General features: G+C 60.6%; 16 protein-coding genes. 6 read left to right on the plus strand and 10 right to left on the minus strand.

Features of this window, described 5'->3' with window-relative positions:
- Window positions 1-308 precede the first annotated feature (308 nt).
- From ACIPY2_RS05650 to ACIPY2_RS05660, 3 genes are read right to left on the minus strand one after another with little or no spacing between them, the layout of a single operon-like run.
- Complete coding sequence (locus tag ACIPY2_RS05650; protein WP_400265395.1) at window positions 309-479, minus strand: hypothetical protein; 171 nt, start codon at window positions 477-479, stop codon at window positions 309-311.
- A 36-nt stretch (window positions 480-515) separates the two neighbouring features.
- On the minus strand, window positions 516-1,148 hold the full coding sequence (locus ACIPY2_RS05655) for an FG-GAP repeat domain-containing protein (RefSeq protein ID WP_400265396.1): 633 nt from the start codon (window positions 1,146-1,148) through the stop codon (window positions 516-518).
- A 39-nt stretch (window positions 1,149-1,187) separates the two neighbouring features.
- On the minus strand, window positions 1,188-1,508 hold the full coding sequence (locus tag ACIPY2_RS05660; protein WP_400265397.1) for a hypothetical protein: 321 nt from the start codon (window positions 1,506-1,508) through the stop codon (window positions 1,188-1,190).
- 1,470 nt (window positions 1,509-2,978) lie between these two features.
- On the opposite strand from ACIPY2_RS05660, the gene ACIPY2_RS05665 reads away from it, so the two are divergent.
- Both ACIPY2_RS05665 and ACIPY2_RS05670 read left to right on the plus strand, forming a co-directional pair.
- A complete protein-coding gene (locus tag ACIPY2_RS05665) occupies window positions 2,979-3,725 on the plus strand; it encodes a hypothetical protein (protein ID WP_400265398.1) in 747 nt (248 codons plus the stop codon).
- Window positions 3,722-4,000, plus strand: a complete 279-nt coding sequence (locus tag ACIPY2_RS05670) for a hypothetical protein (protein WP_400265399.1) — start codon at window positions 3,722-3,724, stop codon at window positions 3,998-4,000. The genes ACIPY2_RS05665 and ACIPY2_RS05670 overlap by 4 nt, the downstream gene beginning before the upstream one ends.
- A gap of 145 nt (window positions 4,001-4,145) precedes the next feature.
- On the opposite strand, the gene ACIPY2_RS05675 is transcribed toward ACIPY2_RS05670, so the two are convergent.
- A complete protein-coding gene (locus ACIPY2_RS05675; RefSeq protein ID WP_400265400.1) occupies window positions 4,146-4,376 on the minus strand; it encodes a hypothetical protein in 231 nt (76 codons plus the stop codon).
- A gap of 719 nt (window positions 4,377-5,095) precedes the next feature.
- Here ACIPY2_RS05675 and ACIPY2_RS05680 point away from each other — a divergent pair.
- The 4 genes from ACIPY2_RS05680 (at window position 5,096) to ACIPY2_RS05695 (ending at window position 9,398) form a co-directional block, all read left to right on the plus strand.
- Window positions 5,096-5,302, plus strand: coding sequence for a hypothetical protein (locus ACIPY2_RS05680; RefSeq protein WP_400265401.1), 207 nt, complete (start codon window positions 5,096-5,098; stop codon window positions 5,300-5,302).
- A 1,002-nt stretch (window positions 5,303-6,304) separates the two neighbouring features.
- Window positions 6,305-7,561 (plus strand): ABC transporter substrate-binding protein, encoded by a 1,257-nt coding sequence (locus ACIPY2_RS05685; protein WP_400265402.1) that lies wholly within the window; start codon window positions 6,305-6,307, stop codon window positions 7,559-7,561.
- Between the two features lie 47 nt (window positions 7,562-7,608).
- Entirely contained in the window at window positions 7,609-8,541 is a 933-nt protein-coding gene (locus ACIPY2_RS05690; protein WP_400265403.1) for a carbohydrate ABC transporter permease, read from the plus strand.
- Window positions 8,538-9,398: a carbohydrate ABC transporter permease gene (locus tag ACIPY2_RS05695; protein WP_400265404.1), complete on the plus strand. Its 861-nt coding sequence runs from the start codon at window positions 8,538-8,540 to the stop codon at window positions 9,396-9,398. The genes ACIPY2_RS05690 and ACIPY2_RS05695 overlap by 4 nt, the downstream gene beginning before the upstream one ends.
- Before the next feature lie 341 nt (window positions 9,399-9,739).
- On the opposite strand, the gene ACIPY2_RS05700 is transcribed toward ACIPY2_RS05695, so the two are convergent.
- The 6 genes from ACIPY2_RS05700 to ACIPY2_RS05725 all read right to left on the minus strand — a co-directional run bounded on the left by ACIPY2_RS05700 (window position 9,740) and on the right by ACIPY2_RS05725 (window position 15,535).
- Window positions 9,740-10,192, minus strand: a complete 453-nt coding sequence (locus tag ACIPY2_RS05700; protein ID WP_400265405.1) for a VOC family protein — start codon at window positions 10,190-10,192, stop codon at window positions 9,740-9,742.
- Window positions 10,193-10,334: 142 nt separating this feature from the next.
- On the minus strand, window positions 10,335-11,084 hold the full coding sequence (locus tag ACIPY2_RS05705) for an SDR family NAD(P)-dependent oxidoreductase (RefSeq protein ID WP_400265406.1): 750 nt from the start codon (window positions 11,082-11,084) through the stop codon (window positions 10,335-10,337).
- A 103-nt stretch (window positions 11,085-11,187) separates the two neighbouring features.
- Complete coding sequence (locus ACIPY2_RS05710; RefSeq protein WP_400265407.1) at window positions 11,188-12,192, minus strand: Gfo/Idh/MocA family protein; 1,005 nt, start codon at window positions 12,190-12,192, stop codon at window positions 11,188-11,190.
- A gap of 140 nt (window positions 12,193-12,332) precedes the next feature.
- Window positions 12,333-13,523 (minus strand): CynX/NimT family MFS transporter, encoded by a 1,191-nt coding sequence (locus tag ACIPY2_RS05715; RefSeq protein WP_400265408.1) that lies wholly within the window; start codon window positions 13,521-13,523, stop codon window positions 12,333-12,335.
- 120 nt (window positions 13,524-13,643) lie between these two features.
- Window positions 13,644-14,636 carry a Gfo/Idh/MocA family protein gene (locus ACIPY2_RS05720; protein ID WP_400265409.1) on the minus strand — a complete coding sequence of 331 codons (993 nt, stop codon included), beginning with the start codon at window positions 14,634-14,636 and terminating at the stop codon, window positions 13,644-13,646.
- Window positions 14,633-15,535, minus strand: a complete 903-nt coding sequence (locus ACIPY2_RS05725) for a sugar phosphate isomerase/epimerase family protein (protein ID WP_400265410.1) — start codon at window positions 15,533-15,535, stop codon at window positions 14,633-14,635. Before ACIPY2_RS05725 ends, ACIPY2_RS05720 begins: the two co-directional genes overlap by 4 nt.
- Window position 15,536: the final 1 nt, after the last annotated feature.

Genomic DNA, 15,536 nt, shown 5'->3' on the forward strand with positions numbered 1-15,536 from the left:
GGCGGAGGTGGCGACCATGACTTCCATACCGGCGCATAGTGTTAGAACACGACGGCCAGCCACATGGGCCGTTGAGGCCGTGGTCCTTCTGTTGTTGATTCTGGCGGCCGTTAACAGCGCGCCTTCGGATCTCTTCGCGCGTCCAGCGCCTATACCAGCGGTGGGACCTGTCGTGGGGCAACCGCCGGACGCGGTCACCCGGTTGTTGGACGGCCCCCGTGAGCTGTGGCGCTTCCGGCCACGCAGCGCCATGGGCTGGCGATAACACGCTCATAAGCCATACGGAGGCAGCGATGATCCAGGCCCTTTTATGCAAATTGAACATCCGGCACGAATGGCACGTCGAACACACTGATGACGGGTCCACGTACCGACGTTGCCGTCGTTGCGGCAGGGACGACGACGAGCGCGGCAAAGGCATCCACGGCGACTTCGGTGCGTGGGCAGGACCCGGCGGCGGAGGGTGAGGTTGCTTCCATGTCCGGTCGCCACTGCTTGCCGGCGGTGTCCTCGGGTCAGGCGATGGCCGTCATGACGTACCATCCGGCACCGACGCGCGCCCGCGGATGGTAGCCACCGGAGTCCGTCCCGGGATACAGCCACAGCGTACCGGCGCTGTCACGGGCAAGAAGGTCAGGCCGGTCATCACCGTCAACGTCGCCTGGCGTGAGCATGGCTGTCATGCCGTTCCAGTCGATGCCGACCAGTTGCCGGTCCAGCCAGGCCCCTTCCGGGGTTCGTTGGTAGAGCCATAGGTTACCTGTACGGTCCCGGGCGAGGAGGTCGTTTCCAGGCTGGGAAGTGTTTCCCGGGCCCAGGATTGCGGTCATCTCGTTCCATTCGGTTCCGATCCTGGTGCGGGGCAGCCAGTCGGAGGCGCCGTTGCCGGAGTAGAGCCACAGATCACCGGCACCGTCGCGGGCCAGGACATCCGGGTGGTGGTCACCGTTGAAATCACCGGGGGTAGCGATCAGGCTCATGACGTTCCAGCCGGACCCCACTTGCTTGCGCGGCAGCCAGTCGGAGGACCCGTTGCCGGGGTAGAGCCATAACGCCCCGTTCGCGTCTCTGGCCAGCACATCGGTGGCGCCGTCGGAGTTGTAACCCTTGGGGACCTGCTCGATTATCGGGGTGTCGAGCACCGTCACTGTGGTGCCGTTAATGTAGGTCCCGTAGCCTTACTGCAGTCAGGCTCCAGGGTAAAGGGTGTACGGGGCCTCACCGGGGTACTTGGTGGCCAGGATCTTGTTTGAGGGCAGCGTCTGGACAAGCGCGAAACTTCCGACGATGTAGAGCCGCTTACCATCGGCGCTGACCTGGACGACGGGCTTGGACCGCCCCGAGTATCCATTCGGCCGGGGCGTGAAGGTGTTGTTGACCAGGTCAAGTTTGGCGACGAAATAGGCCCCGGCTTGGTATCGGCCGTTGACGTACCGGGGTGGATACTGATCGATCGCGTAACCAGTTCTCCCATCGGGACTGAAGACCGGCGTCGACGGCACACTCATGTACACACCCACTTTGGCCCGACAAAGCGACTCTTCGGTGCCTTGAGGGGAGGAAGATCCGATGGCTGAAACCGACGAAACAGAAATCTCCCGAAGTCATGTCGTACCTCATCCCCTGGCCCATGAAGATGTGTAGGCCAGTCCAGACCTACCGGACAGAACCGAAAGAAGAGACCCAATGACCCCAGTTCAAAGCCGGCGGAGCGCCCACCTGCCACGGCGCTGAGCCCGCTCCCCCGTCCAAACCGAACAGGCCGCACCCGGCGGCCTGGCACCATCCGGGACGATGAGGCAGAGGCACTTGTCAACATTTGTCCACACTTAAAAGCAAAAACCCCTCTGACGAGGGGTTATGCCGTGCCCGAGTTGGGACTCGAACGCGATTCCCACCCTTGCCATTGCTGGGAACCCGTGGAAACATGCGGAATCCGGGCCAGTCCGGCAGGTGTACGGGGCAGTCCGGGGCGGAAGGTGTGGACACTGTCCACACCTCTCTTTTTGCCATGCACCCAGTGTCACGAGGGACGTCCGGGCCGACGCCGCGGCGAACCGCGAATCCTAGGAATTGAGTCCCGGCAGCAACGTATCTCCGGGTAGGGCAAGATGCCTTCATCGTTTCGCCTCCTTTCACACTTCCATGGTTAGCCCGAACCCCGACCACATGACTTGGCTCCGGTGTGTCTTGAGTGTTCGCGCAGGTAAGACATACTCCACAGATGGTCCTAGACTGCCTTTCGGAGCTGTAAGCACATGGTCTGTCCTAGTCAACAAACGAGGAATCAGCGGAAATCACCGCATCCCAAATTGCTTGAGCCGAGCGAACATACCGGAGTCCGAACGGCCGTGGACACTGACCTCCGGGAAACGTTGTGTCTGCGCCGGCCGCGCCGCCATCGTCGGTCTCGCTGGCGAAGCTTGGCGCCCACGGAATGAATTCTCCGACCCCACTAAACGCCGCTACCCCGCGGACGTTCGCTCGGCTCCCAAGGACAATTGAAGCAGGGGAACACCACGTGCGGGTGGCAGCTCCACTCAGCCACCACCCGCTCGGTACTACTTGTCCCTGCAGTGCTTACACAACGGGTAGTTGTTAGTTCCCGAGCGCTTGTTGTGTGCCGGAATCTGCTTCCCGCTCGGGCAATCACTGTGCTTGTGATAGACATCCGGATCACTTGGGTTAATCGAGTAGTACGGGCTGACTAGCATGAGACCTCCTGATGCTGGACCCGCGACTTGCGGGCTGCCATCAGGCTAAGTTGCACCTACGACAATATCTTCTGACAGCCGAAGCCACCGCCGTAAGGAGAGCAGATGTGCTGACAACGACCCACCCCTGACGGTTAACAACACCCTCAGGCCTCGCTGCTGCAAACGGAGTTAACGGCTGAGGGCCCCGCAGCACCTGGCCGGGGGACCCCCAGTAATCCATAACAGGGAACCTGTCCCTGTCTTCATCTACAGTTTAGTCCTATGGCCGCAACGCACCAAACACCGATCGAACTGATCCTTCGGCAAAGGATCAGTCCGGAGCGACTTGCACCCTACATTCGAGAAACACCAACTCTGCATGAAGCTATCCGGCTGTACCGCTGGAACATTGACCTCTCGGGCGCCGTCTACGAAGCGCTGCACGTTTTCGAAGTCGTCTTGCGCAACGCATTGGACCACCAGCTCTGCAGGTGGAACGCATCCCAGCCGAACCCCGAAACCAGTCGACTGCATTCATCAGACTGGCTCATCGACCCAAGTGCCCTGCTGCTCCGCATTGCCGGCCGCGACATCCCCGATGCCAAGCGCCGCGCACTGAAATCAACCAAGCGCAGACCAGAAGGCCACCGAGAACCCCTACACGAAGACATCCTCGCAGCGATGTCCCTCGGAACCTGGCGCTTCATCCTGCCAGGACGCCGTGACGCCGGCAAGCAACGGCTCTGGGACGAAGCTCTCTGCAAAGCATTTCCCCATCTACGCCGGACTCCCCGAGAGCTCGAACGCGCCGTCGAAGGCGTCTATCACCTGTGGAATCGGATAGCCCACCTCGAACCCGTCATCAACAGCAACGTCCCAGCCCAACTGGTCAACATGCGAACCGTCATCGGCGCCATCGACCCACAACTGCTCTCTTGGTTCACCAGCACCGAACGCATCAGCACCGCACTCACCACAAGGCCCTCCGCAGCACCACGCGGACAAGAAAGGGGCCCTTCGGGCCCTTGAACAACATGCCTGCCGCTACCATCTGGGAAGGGTTGTATGTAGTTCACCTTGTCCAGCAGCTCCGCGGACTGCGCGATGAAATCGTCATGAAATACCGGAGTTTGTCAGCACTTCAGAACGTGCAGGAATTTACGCAGCACCTCTCCCGCGTTCAAGAGGAAATGAATGGGCAGGAAATGCGAGTTATCTTTAGTGATTTCTACGGTCCTGAGCTGCCCGGCCCAACCCCTCACATCCTGCCAGGGGCGGCGGTGAATCTCCTGCAGGTGAGCTAAACCGAAACTCCCCGCACAGGATCCAGTTCAAGTTCACGAGAGCGCAACAGGGAGAAACTCGCGCTCGATTTGCTGAGGGCTTCGGAGATCCCGCTAGTTTTCCGCACCTCGGTGCCCGGATAACAGTACGGGTCAACGATTTTAATTATTCGGCGGTATGAGTCTCTTCCGACCGGAACTGCTCAGCGCGTTCGCTGACTTTAAGAAGCGCCAGGGGGAAATCCAGCCACCCAGCGACGTACTCACGCACTACTTTCAGGCCGGTAACATCGGGCATTGCACCGTCAAGGTCCCAACTCGCCAGAATCTCAGTCATGGCTTCCCGGCGCTTTGCCACGGGGTCCACGTAGGGCAAATCCATCGCCTCGAATGACATCTCAGTCTCCTTCTACTTTCTCAGGAATTTCAGTTGCGGTGTAAATCGACCGCAACTGGGCGGAGACCCTAACTCCTATTGCATAAGGGACCCTCGTGCGCCTTCCACAAGTCACCACGTGGTTCTCCGCATTCGATGGTGAATACCCTGCTGACAAGTGCGTGGCTGGAGAGCCATGTTGCGCGTAACCGTCGAAACCTCCGTCCTTCGCAAAGGACAGCTCCGAGTCGGTTGGGAGGATACGCCGCTACAGTCATGTCTAATTTTGTCGTACTGGTCATCGTAGCGGAGCACACCGTCGGATGGCGATCCATGCTCATGCTGTTCGGAACTACACCCTTAGCGGTGTTTCGCCCGCCCGAGGGCGCGGTCGACTCCATAGACGCCAAGTTCGACGATGCGATCGAGAATGTCGAGCTCTGCAAAGATGCGCTTCCAATCGAGCTCCTGTGCCTGCCCCGGAACCACGAGATGCGATGTCGTGTGAGTCGCCAGCTGCCCCGGGGCCCCAAAGTACTACGCCGCGAAAAGCGGAGTTTGTCGTTGCAGCCGCTTGCATGGCCAGGCCAGCAAACAGTGACGGGTCCTCTCATGACGCGGTACTTGAGCAAACTGACGGAACACACAGGGAAGCACAAGCTCGGGAGTCAAATGTCCCGCTTCCGGGACGAGGCAATATCAGGCGCCATCCCGGGTACGGTTTTTCGTACCATGAGGTTATGGCTATGAATCTTCGTATTCCCTGGGACCTTGACCAGCGTTTGGATGAGCTGGCTGCCGAGGAACACACATCCAAGTCTGCGCTTTTGTTGCAAGGTGCCGAGCTGGTCCTTGAGCGGCATGCGCGTCGTCGTGACATCAGCGAGGGCCTCGACTTCGTCAAGAGCCATGACGCTAACCTGCTGAGCCGCCTTGGGGACGTGTGACCGCCAAGCAAAACCCGCACGAGCTCGCCGACTTCGAAACGTTCATTAGAACTACGTGCAGAGGCGTTGTCATCGCTCTCAATGACGCAGTGTATGCAGCGGAACTGCACCAGTACGCTTCCAAGGGCCTCAACCCTGCGGCGATGCTTATCGAAGAAGTGGACTTTTCAGCCATAGGCCGGGCCCTCGGCGCGGTCGCCAACAAAGTCCGGACTCTGGCCGATCGACTCTGGCCGATCTGCAGCAGCTCCGGCATTGGCTCGCCGAAGACAAAGATGGAGTATACGTCCTTGACGTTGCCATCTCTCAAGGAATCATCATTGAATGGATGCCCGCTTCACTAAGTGCTGAAAGTACCAAACGGGTCGCGAACTGACCTGACGAGGATCTGGCGCCGTGAGCACCCCTCCGAGCCACCGTTCACCTTTCCAGGCAACCGGGGACATTCAACAGATGGCCAAAGGCCGGAAGTGTGGTTCCTTGGGATCGGGTCCTCTCCCACCTGTCGGATTGAGCTGATGCGCCGTCCGGCCTTGATGGGCCGCGATATGTAACAAACCCCGAGTTGAGCTCTTGCAACAGGAACATCGCGGCCGTTGCTTGAACGAGCTGATCGCCGCGGCCGCTGCCCGCGCTTCCATCCGGCGCACTGTGTTGACGCGATGGTGGTTGGGATACACGACGAGCAGGTGCGCAACACCCCGTTCTCCGTAATCATTGCAGCCACCGTGAACGGGGACGGGGCATGCCGGGAACGGACACGCAAGCCCGGGCCTTGCAGACGGCAACTCAAATTTCCTTGACAGGGACATTCTTCGGCCCTAAGTTTATTGCAACCGATCTCAGCAACCGATCTCAATGCTGATTTCGTAAATGCAACCGATCTCAACGGCGAGACTCGACGGTCATCCGGCTACTTCTGCCTTCGGTGGCTCACATCAAGTAGTCGTCCTTTGAGCCCGGTTCACTCTCGCATCAGCAATCCAGTCCAGGAGAAGATTCATGATCAAAAAGCGATGGGGCTTGGCGCTCGTCACAGCTGTCGTAGCCGGCCTCGCCCTCAGCGGCTGCTCCCCCTCGGCTTCGGAACCTCAGGGCCCGGTGACGCTCAATTACTGGGACTTCCTCGATCCCAGCCAAAACAACCCGCGTTCCAAGGCCCTGAAGGAGAACGTCGCCAAATTCGAGGCGGCCAATCCAGACATCAAGGTCAATCTTTCCGTTGTTTCACTTGGCGATATGTTGAACAGGCTGCCGCAAGCTGCAGCAGCTGGCCAGGCTCCTGACGTCTTCAAGATGTACACGCCAGTCGTTCCACAGATGGCATCGGCCGGCGTCTACTCCCCGCTGCCTGAGGCAGCCTCCAAGGTCACTGACTGGCTCCGGCCAACCGACACTCTCGTCGGCCCTGATGGCAAACAGGTCGCCGTGCCCTACGAATACCGGACCTGTGCCCTCTACTACAACCAGAAGATCCTTTCCCAGATCGGCGCGACGGTTCCTACCACCTACGATCAAGTCGTCGACGTCGCACGCAAAGCTGCCGCGGCAGGATTCACCGGCTTCGGCACCGGGTTCTCGGACACCGACAACTCAGCGATCATAAGTACCTTCTTTAACTGCTTCATGTCGCAGGTCGATCAGGAAATCTGGAACAAGGACGGGCAGGCAGACTTCGCGACATCCAAGGGCGAGGAGTTCGGTAACTTCCTTGCAAAGCTCAGGGACGCCAAAGCCCTGGGTAGCAACGTTGTCTCGGACACGTACGGCACCGTAGCTGACGGGATGGCAAGCGGCACGGTCGCGATGGCAATCATGGGCACGGAACGAGCAGTTTCGTATGCCTCTCAGAACCCCGACCTTAAGTGGACCGCCTTGCCAAAGGCAAGCACCGGTAACACCACCGGCACCACCATTGGGTGGACCCTCGGGATAGGCAATGGCAGCAAACACACTGAGGCCGCCTGGAAGTTCATCGAATACATGACCGGCCCGGAAGCCGGCGCTTTGATGGCAACCGGAGGCGAGGTACCCACGCGGGCCGCTACCTACCAGCAGCCCTTCTTCTCCTCCCCCGAGGCAAAAACCGTCAACGACATTGCAGCCTACGTCAAGAGCAATAGTGAACCGCGCACTTACTCCAACACGTGGACAGCGCTTGCCACTGGGCTCTCCCAAGCCGGGCAAAAACTAACCTTGAACGGTTCATCAGGCAGCGACTTTATCCGTTCCGCCCAGGACGCAGCCAACAAGAAGTAGCCGTTGGGGAGCCTGGGAGATCAGGCTCCCCCCGGAAGGAACAGATAATGTCAACAAAAAGCCCCGCACGCGTCTCACGCCAGACCATCGCTTCCCCGCAAGGCACGGTAGCTGTTCGTCGGGCCCGCAAAGACCGAATGGTCTGGCTCTACGTCATCCCCGTGAGCGCCGTCTTTCTCTTCGTGTTTGTAGGACCGCTCATCTATACAGCCTGGACGGCTCTCCATGAGACTTCCTACTACCAGATAGGGAAGTTCTCAGGTCTAAATTCCTTTGAACGTCTGTTCTCGGACTCCGATCTGCCCAGCCGCATTTGGACCACCTTGGTCTTCTCCCTCGGCGCCTTGGTCATCGCCTTGCCAGAGGGACTTCTCTCCGCGATCGTGTTGAACAACCTCCACCGATTCAAACGCTCCGTCCGCAGCCTCTTCCTCCTGCCCTGGCTGATGTCACAGGCCACAGCAGGAACGATCTGGCTGTGGTTCCTCAATCCCAACTACGGTCCGGCCTCTGCGATCACCAAGTCCCTGGGCTTCGGTCCCACCGATGTCTTCTCCTCACCAACCAGCGCCCTTGTTGCTGTGACCCTGATGACGGCGTGGTGGTCCTACCCGCAAGCCATGCTCCTCTTCCTGGGTGCCCTGCAGACGATTCCCGAGGAGCTGCGTGAAAGCCTCAAGGTCGACGGCGGAGGGATCTGGCATGGATTCATGAACATCACACTCCCCTACCTGCGCAACACCATCGTCTCCGTAGTAGTCGTCCTCCTGATGCTTTATGTCCAGATGGTCACGATCATCCTGGTCACCACACGAGGAGGCCCGATCGGTTCCACGGAAACGCTGTCCATGCGTGTCTATAACCAGATGTTCGACAAGTTCGATCTCTCCGGAGCCTCGGCGACAGCGATCCTGCTTTTTGCCGTCAACATCGTCCTGACTCTTGTCGCCATCCGCTTCCGACGGAAGGAAAGCCTGTGAGCATCACAACCCCGCGCCGCCAGCGTCGTGTCGGCAATGTCATTCGGGCGGTTCCGGCCTGGGCTTACATCTTCCTTTCCGCGGCGGTCGTGCTCCCGCCCGTCGCGTGGATCGTGTCTACTTCGCTGAAAACCGCCTCGGACACCCTCGAGTTCCCGCCACGATGGATACCAGACCCGGTCTCTTCCGAGGGGTTTGTTGGCCTGCTGACCTCGACCAACATCCGCTTCTTCGCGAACTCCCTCATCTATGCCGGCGGCTCCATCGTCCTTGCCTTGGCCATTTGCATCCCGGCCGCCTACGTCGCCACCCGGTACCGGAGCAGGCGGATGGAAGCACTGATGACCGGAATACTGGTGCTCTCCATGGTCCCCGCGATCGTGGTCTTCATCGCGCTGTACTCCATGTTCGTCAAGACCGCTCTCATCAACACCTACCCGATGCTGATCGTCGTCTACACGGCCATCATTTGCGGACAGACAATCCTGTTCCTGCGCAACTTCATCGAGAACATCCCCGTAGAGATCGAAGAAGCAGCCGCCATCGATGGATGCTCCCGGATCCAGATCCTGTGGCGGATCATCCTCCCCCTCATCCGGCCCGGAATCGCTGCGGTAGCGATCTTCATCTTCGTGTTCGTTTGGAACGACTTCCTTGTAGGTACCGTTCTCGCAACTACCGAAGACATGAAGACCGTCCAGAACGGCATCGTCCGTTACATCACCACCGGCTTCGGCAGTTTCTGGGGGCTCTTCGCGGCCTTCATCGTCGTCGCTTTCGTCCCGGTTCTATCGATCTTCCTTGCGTTCCAGCGCTGGTTTGTCGCCGGCATGACATCCGGCGGGGTGAAGGGGTAGGTCAAGCAGCCGTTCAGACGCACCGTCGGCCAACCCAGTACGCAAGCCCCGTGACCGTTTCCAACGGTCACGGGGCTGCAGCGTTGCTGCTGATGTCTTGTGACGGTATTCAAAGGGATGGGCTGGGTTCCGATTAACCCCTGCAGGTCCCTTGGCTAACAAGGGACTCCGGCCCCCGAGGTCCCTTCCGCGTTCTGCAAAGGAACGAGGAACCTGGCATCTGCTGGCGGGCGTCTTTTTCCAGCTGTGAACGCAGAAAGGGTGGGCAGAAGACAATCTGCCCACCCACGCGCCTTCGAGGCGACCCTGCGTGCCGAGTGTGTAACTCCGAAGCCCGGGACTTACGAGTCCGAGGCCGGGCGCCACTCTGGCGGCTGAATGAGCTCCACGCGATTTCCGTCAGGATCGAGGAGGTAAACCAGCCACCCGCCTGCGATGGGACCTGAGGTCGGGGCAACGGGTTCAGACACCGCACTGTAACCGAGCGCCGTCATCCTGGTGTATACCTCTCGCACGTCAATATCTGTAAAGGCAAGGTGCGCTGTGCCCGGTTGCGCCTTGGATGGATCGACGGCCGGCAGTAACGGCTCGGCATGGGCGAGCTCCAGCCGAAAGGAACCGTCACTGGTAGCGAGCAGCATGGCTCGGACCTCAACGCCGGGACGGCCGTAGAGTTCGCTGACGTAGGGTCCCGACGTCCATGCATCCAAGCGTGTTAGTCCGAGCCCATCCACATAGAATCGCTCGCTTCGTTCCATGTCCGTAACGTGAAGGGCAGTGTGGTGGTGTCGCATCAAGTGTCTCCTTGGTAAATCCAGGACGCGTCCCTGATTGCTGAACTGACTGTCAGCATGAGCGCAGCCCTAAACGGTTGATGTTGAGTGAGGTGAGGGATCGGTGGCCCAGACCGGCCCACAAGGAGCCCTGTGGGGTAGTTCAGGTTCCGATTCCCAGGTGCGCGCCGCCGGCCACGTCGAGAGACACTCCCGTGATGTAGCGGTTGTCGGGGTCAGAAAGGAACAGGATGGCCCGGGCAACTTCATCGGGTTCGGCGAACCGGCGCATGGGCAGTTGTGCTGCCCTCTTCGCCCGGTTGGCTGCCGCATCCGGGCCGGAGTCTCGGGCAAACTGCGCCCACATGGGCGTGTTCACCGGCCCCGGTGCGATCGCGTTCACGGAGATGCCGTTGGGTCCGAGCAGTTCGGCAAACGACCACATGATGTGGAGGACGGCGAGCTTGCTTGCGTTGTAGGGCAGATAGTTGAGTCGTGATTCTTTGGCCGCCACTGATGACAGGACCACGATTGCGCCGGCTGTGCCGGTCTCAAGCATGGATTTTGCGGTCTCCCTGACCATGGTGAAGGTCGAGGTTGCGTTGATCCTGAGGATGGAGTCGAACTCTTCGGTGGTTGTTTCCATGATGTCCGGGGTGGGGCCGAGCACTCCGGCCGCGTGCACGAGAACATCGACCCGGCCGTGCTTGGCTTGAATGTCCTGTATTACCTTGGCGCATTGTTGCTCCGAAGTGATGTCGAGGGTATGAAATGACTCCAAGGACTGGTCTTCCTTGGGGGCACGGTCGGCTCCGATGACGACGGCTCCGGCGGCAATGAGTGCCGTGACGGCGGCGTCGCCGATTCCTCCGCTTGATCCGGTGACCAGAACCACCTGCTCTTGGAGGCTCATCGGTTCTCTCCCGTGTGGGCATGGCTTGGCTGCATGGCGTGCGGTACGTGCTTCATGTTCGTTTCCTTCCTTGGTACTGCTCGGTCCAGACGGTCGTCGTTTGTCAGGGGTTTCGGTGGGGATCACGGGCTGGCACCTCCGGGGTGCCCGAAGCCGCCGCTGTCCGGACTCCATCGGCGATTTCCGTGGCGCGGAGTGCCTGCGCGAAAGTAACGGCAGGCTTGTGGCCCGCGCAGAACCTCAGAGCCGCTTCTGCCTGACGGAGGAAGAGATCGGAGGGCTCAAAGTCTTGGACGTGTTGTCCGCCGTCACGGTCCCACCTGCGAAGAGAGTCGTTTGACAGCACCATCCGGCCCTTCGCGGCCAGAACATCGATGGTGAGGCTCCAATCCCCTTGGTTAAGCCCTTGGGGTTCATTCCAGGGAGACCAGTAGCTCTGCAAAGTGAACACCGCGCCGGAGGGGAATTCGAGGGTGGCAAGAACGTGTTCCGGTACTGGAGACCCGTACAAGCTGCTGTTGGCGCTGGTGGCCGAGACGTGTGGTTCACCTTCGAACCACGAAGAGACCAGTTCGATGGCATGAATGCCATTCACCACCGCTACTCCGCCCTCTTTCGGATCAGCACGCCATGAGTCGATGGTCCGCTTATGGGCGACCGAACGCACGTTTACAGCGATGACGTCGTTGTTGTGCACCCACTGGGAAAGAAATTCGACGGCGGGATGTTGGTGGAGCGTGTACCCCACCATGAGTCGGTCATGCACTCCCAAAGCAACGGCCATGATGGCAGCACCTTCGGTATCTGCCGCCACCGGCTTTTCGGTCAGCACCCGAAGCCCTCTGTTCAACAGATCGGCGCAAATGGGCGGTTGCAATGTGGTGGGCAGCGCGACGACGACCAGGTCCAGTTGATCAGCAGGAAGCTCCTGGACGTCGGGGACCACCTGGGCTGCCAGTTCCTGGGCCAAGGGGATCGCCCGTTCGTCTTGATACACGAGGTGGGTGACGGTGGCGCCGGCCTTGGCGAATGCTCTGGCGTGTCGGGATCCTGCCCATCCGGCGGCTCCGACCACTGCCACGCGCAGGGGCCGTTCCGACGTCGTCATGACGCGTGCCCTGCGAAGATCAGGGCGAGGATGTGGGGGGTGTTGGTGGTCATGGGTCTCTCCTTTGAGTTAATTCGACAAGTCGATGAGATTGGGTGCGGAAATCCGCGGCATCGTACTCTGGTGTCGTTTAGCTGGCGTTAGGGACAATGTGTCTTCAGTGCTTGCCGCGGGGCCGGCCTGTGATCTTCAAGCACGCGCGCCGTGTTGACCATGATGGCCCCCGTCACGAGCACCATGAGCCAGGCTCCGAGCATGGCGAACGAGGGCAGCCAGCCGTCCCCTGGGTGGTGCAGGAGCGCGAACAGGAATGGTCCGGTGCTTGCCAGGGCGTAGCCGGTGCCCTGGGCAAACGCGGATAAGCTGCCTGAGCCGGACTGCGTTCGGGTTCGCTTATTGATCATGGCGAACGCAAAGGAATAGGCACCTTGGCCGAGCCCGGCAATGACGACCCAGAGCGCTGCCGAAGCTGGTGGAGCGAAGATGATGCCCCCGTAACCGATGGCGAACGCGGCGACAAACAGGACCGCCACTGGCAGCGGGCGGGACATTCTTTGAACCACCAAGGGCACGACCAGAGCGAACGGCAACGCAAGGATTGAATAGACCGCCAGCATCGACCCGGCAGTTTCCTGTCTCATTCCTCTATCGACGAGGACAGCCGGGAGCCACGTCAGCGCAGCGAAGGTATTGCTGGAAAACCCGGCGAAGATCAAAGCCATGCCCCAACCGATGGATGATTTCCAAGGCCTAACAGCATTCGCTCGGGACGGCGGCCCTTCCTTGGCTGGAGAAGTCGTGGAGCGGGCACCCGCTCGTTTCCAGTTGAGGAGGGTCAGCCATGGGATCGCCGCGACCGCGCTGAGGGCAGCCCAAATACCGATGGAGAACCGCCAGCCATAAAGAGTGCCCAGGGGAACGGCCAATTGGGCGGCAACTGCCGTGCTGACGCCCAGGAGGGTGACATGGCACGCCGCGACGACCCCGAGCCTGTCGGGGAAATATTTCAACAAGAGAGGCGGAGCGACGACATTGACCAGGCCTATCCCGAGCATGGCGATAGTGGTGAATGCCAAAAATGCCATGATGTTCGGCGCCTCTGCACGGCCGAGCTGACCCAATGTTGTTAGCAGGAGCGCTACCAGCAGGAGGTGTTCGAGCTGGATGAGCCGCAAAAGTGGCAACGCGAGGAAACCCATCACCGCGAAGCTGGCGGTCGGCAGCATCCCAAGCATTCCTGTGGTCAGGGCGTCAAGGGGAAGGTCCACGCCTATGTGACCCAGGAGCGGGGACGCCGCCGAGACCGCCTCTCGCGCGCTGAAGGCAACCAAAAGGATGCCTGCAAGCGCGGTAAGACGCCCGCGAAGCGGCCGCTTCCCCGCTCCCGCTTCTACCGGATTCTTGCGCGGGCGAAAGAGAGCGATGCCGGCACCTCCTGCGTCCGTCGGGATTCAGCTTGCGTTGACTGCGTGGCTGGCCCATTCGCGCCCGGTTTGCTCCTTTGTGGGCAGACCAGCCGCCGCGAGGATCTGGTCTAGCAGGCGCTGGGTGCGGACAGCTTCGCGGCCTGACGTAAGTGGCTGGGCCCTGTCGGCGACCCGGTCCAGGAAATGGTGGACGGCGGCTGAGAATCCGAGGGTGTCCGTCGCAGTAGCCCAGCCGTAGGCTTCGGCGCTCAATTCCCGTGAGGTGGTGACGCCGTTGATGGTGGTGGAAACCGTCTCGGGTGCCCTGACTTCGACAGTCTTCCCGTTACCGTAGGCGTCCAGTTTCTCATTCCATGCTCCGGCTGTGCGGGCTGCCATCAGGACGCCGGTGTTCCCGGTGCTGAAGCGGATGGTGGCTGCAAGTCCGTCCTCCTCCCAAGGGTCATCGCCTGCGGCGTGCGCGGCCACATGCTCGGGTTCACCTCCGCAGTACCAGCGGAGGAGATCGACCATGTGGATGGCGTTTTCGAACGTTGCACGGTATTCCGATCCGGGCCGGTTCTTCTGGGCGACGCAGAAGGTTGCGCCGTTATCGCCGAAAGCGTCCCGTCCGGCCGTGTAGACCGGCGCGTAACGGCGGTTGAAGTCAACCATCAGAATTCGTCCCCGCTCGTCGGCGAGGTCGGCCAGGCGTTCTGCCTCGTCGGTAGCTGGGGCCAGCGGCTTCTCGCAGAAGACGTCCACATCACGGCTGAGACAGAGCTGGACGGCGTGGGCGTGCTCGGAACGCGGGGTCAGCACGAAGACGGCATCCAGTTCCTGCGCGGCCAGCATTTCCTCAACGGTCTTGTACGCAGCGTTGAATCCCCAGCGCCGGACCAGGCTGCTTGGATCTTCCCGTCGGGATACCAAGGCTGCCAACTCGACGTCGTCCCGCTGCACGAGGGTGGGCAGTTGCGCAATGGTGGCGATGTTGCCGGCGCCGATAACTCCGACGCGGAGGCGGTTGGTGTTCATCGGGCGTTCCTTACTTCGGCCAAATCAGTGAGCATTGAGCGCAGGACGGTGGCGGATTCGCGGAAGCCGTCCTCGGGTGCGGGGAGGTCTTGGGGGTGCCAACGGTATTCGAGTTCGATGCTCAGCACATCGTCGTAGTCATGCTGCTGCAGGGCAGCGAGGATGCCTGACCAGGGAACGACGCCGTTTCCGACGACTCGGGATCGGACCGCACGTTCGGAAGCGTTGACCCGGGCTGTCTCGGTGGCGCGGAAAGCTGCGTTGGGATCGGTGAAGATGAGGTCTTTGACGTGGACGTGACCGATCAGGTCGCCTTGGATGGCGAAGGCTTGTTCGTAGTTCTCGTCGTGTGTGAAGGTCAGGTTCGCCTGGTCATAGAGGACACGGACGGCCGGGTGGGCAATTTCGCGGACCAGGGCGGCGGTGTCGGCAGCGGTCTGGGTCATGGTGCCGAAGTGGTTTTCCACGCACAGGGCAACACCCGCCTGGGCTGCTTCGGGCGCGAGGTTCTCCAAGGCTTTACGAAGTTTCGCCCAACGCTCTGCGTGGTCGGTATCCCCGGGGTGCCACGAGCCGGCGTAGACACGGACCCGGTCAGCACCGAGAAGGTGTGCGGTGTCGATTGCGCCACGGAATTCATCAACGGCTTTGTGCCATTCGGCATCGTCCAGTGAGTTGATGGCCGTGGTGTAGGGGGTGAGACCCACGATGGGGATTCCTGCGTTTTCTGCCGCTTTCAGGGCCTCCATCGCCGCACGGCGGTCGCCTAAAGGCAATCCCGATTTGTAGTCATTCTGGTAGATGACTTCGGCCGCATCGAGCCCTGCGGCCCGGAATAGTTCAAGTGCTTGGGGAACCGTGTGGTCCGGGGTGCCTAATGTGTGACCGGCAAGCCGCATT

The organism is Paenarthrobacter sp. NPDC089675 (assembly GCF_044749185.1).
In the GTDB taxonomy this organism is placed as follows: Bacteria; Actinomycetota; Actinomycetes; order Actinomycetales; family Micrococcaceae; genus Arthrobacter.